General features: G+C 52.9%; 3 protein-coding genes. 1 reads left to right on the top strand and 2 read right to left on the bottom strand.

The window, feature by feature from the left end; genetic code table 11:
- Positions 1–492: MobV family relaxase (gene mobV / locus E0L35_RS25180; RefSeq protein ID WP_171051232.1), on the bottom strand; the 492-nt coding region annotated here is incomplete at its 3' end.
- Positions 493–1,070: 578 nt separating this feature from the next.
- On the opposite strand from mobV, the gene E0L35_RS25175 reads away from it, so the two are divergent.
- The gene (locus tag E0L35_RS25175) at positions 1,071–1,505 is read left to right on the top strand and encodes a helix-turn-helix domain-containing protein (RefSeq protein WP_004193480.1); all 435 of its coding nucleotides are present in this window, start codon (positions 1,071–1,073) and stop codon (positions 1,503–1,505) included.
- Between the two features lie 63 nt (positions 1,506–1,568).
- Here E0L35_RS25175 and E0L35_RS25170 read toward each other — a convergent pair.
- Positions 1,569–2,172, bottom strand: a 604-nt coding sequence (locus tag E0L35_RS25170) for a plasmid recombination protein (protein WP_171051231.1), incomplete at its 5' end; no start/stop codon positions are given.

Below are 2,172 nucleotides of genomic sequence, written 5' to 3'. Positions count from 1 at the left end.
TTTTTTTACTGATTCAGCGTAGGTGCTCTGATCTTCACGCATCTTTGACCGCCCGCCAATAAACTCTTTCGCGGACAGCCGTCCATCCTGCGTCAATGGCACCACGAACGCAGACAGGTGCGGGGTGGCCTCGTCCCGGTGAACCACCGCCGCCACAACACGATCCTTCCCGTATTTCTTCTCCAGCCATTGCTCAGAGCGGGCGAAAAACTCCGCCTGCTGCCGTGGTGTGGCCTCTTTCCACCACTCAGGGCTTGCTGTCATAACGTATTCAACGGCCAGTACCGCATCTTTACGGCGTTTTTCCGGCAGCAGCTCCCGCACACGCCCCATTGCCTGATCCGTTGATTTGGACACAGAGCAGTAGTTTTCTGGTGTCCGTTCAGCGTTAGCGTTCGGCGTCTCACGCTCTCGGTAGCAGTGCTGCAACGCGCTGGCCACGCTTCCCATTCCCGTCAGCTTTTTGCAGCGCATTATCGCGTAGTTCGCCATGTTCCCCCCTGATTCCGGCATTCATTCAGCCAGGCGGGGGAGCGCATTGCGATACCTCCGGCGGGCCACTATCAAGATGATAGTGTACTCACTAGACTTTGCTACGCAAAATCGTTCGGGCAGCAAGCTGCCAGAAGGTCAAAATCAACGGCGGTCTGGCAGGTGGAAGGCGTCGCTCCGCGTCACCTCCCACCACTACCAAGCCTGTTTTATTTGTGCGTCGTCAAGGGTGAAATGCACTCGCTCCGCTCGCCCTTGACGAAATCAGGATCTGGATATCGCTTTTGAAAGAGCACGCGCCGCTCGCCGCAGGTCAGGCTGAGGCGTACCGCAGCGCAGCGAGGAACGAACAGCCTGAACGAGGAAGCGGAATATCACCTGAACGGGCATAGAAATGCTTACGCACGAACCGATGAAAATAGGGTTCGCTATCCGGGCATATGAGCTTCTCGCTATAAGATACAGAAGAGAGCCTTCTCTCAGCCCTTGTGGGGCGCGGCTCTCGCTTGACGATAGTTATCATTATTGATAACGTTGTTATCATTATTGATAACTATTTTTTTGGGAGAGCCTCTTAAATGAGTAACCGAATTACTCAGATAGACACTGCTACAGGGGAAGAGGTAGGTAGTTTTGTCGCAGTTATCCGACCCAAACAGAAGTCAGCTTTTGAGAGGCATTTCACTATGAACCAAGACGCTTTAAAGATCCTTGCTAAGACCCTCACAGGGGAGCAATTCAAAGTCTTGATGATGCTGTTAGCTGATCTCGATTATGAAAATTACATCCAAATTGCCCAAGCCGATATTGCCGACGCTTTAGGTATGCAGAAAACCAATGTAAGCCGTTCGGTTAAGGCGCTAATTGACCTATCCGTGATTCTTCAAGGCCCAAAAGTAGGGCGCAGTTACAGTTACCGTCTGAACCCTCAGTTTGGCTGGAAAGGTACTGTCAGCAACCACAAAAAAGCCCTTAAAAACGGCCTCAGCGTTATACAGGGCGGCAGAACCTGATCTCTGGAATGCCGCAAATGACGTCACTTTGCGGCGTTAGCCCTATCCTGCATCGCATCAAAACTAACGCTCCATACCACCCATGCCACGCGATCGCGTCTGTCGCTGTTTTTCACGTTCAATACGCTGCTGTTTTTCCTTTTCCTGGTTTTGCTGCTTAAACCGCTGAGCCATCATCAGGATTTCGGTCATCTGCTCTCTGGAAAGCCCCTTAAAAGGCTCTGTAACGCTCTGTAGGCGTTTCTGCTGCGCATCCATAGTCTTCTGTAGCTCACGCGCTCTTTTTGCGTTCTGGGCGCTCTGAGAGGCCATAGCGATGGTTCCTGCAAAGCCATCGTTCACTGCGTGGCTTAGACGTTTGGCTATGGCTGCCTGATCTTCCACGTCTTTGGTGAAAATGCCCTTCCGCAATACACGCGGCTCCAGCGCCTCCGGCGAGATCGATACCTGGCTACGGGTGCCACGGTTTATCGATTCGTAGTAGTGCTGAACTGTCTGATGCGTGGCGCGGCTTCCCTCGATGCCGCGCTCAAGACCCAGTTTTTTTACTGATTCAGCGTAGGTGCTCTGATCTTCACGCATCTTTGACCGCCCGCCAATAAACTCTTTCGCGGACAGCCGTCCATCCTGCGTCAATGGCACCACGAACGCAGACAGGTGCGGGGTG

This window comes from Halomonas sp. ATBC28, from assembly GCF_005937175.1.
GTDB lineage: Bacteria > Pseudomonadota > Gammaproteobacteria > Pseudomonadales > Halomonadaceae > Vreelandella > Vreelandella titanicae.
The sequence above is the reverse complement of the archived record's forward strand: the minus strand, read 5'-3'. Positions and strand labels throughout refer to the sequence as shown.

Coding starts and splice junctions, on each gene's coding strand:
- E0L35_RS25175 (WP_004193480.1), top strand. CDS start 1,071: ATGAGTAACCGAATTACTCAGATAGACACTGCTACAGGGGAAGAGGTA.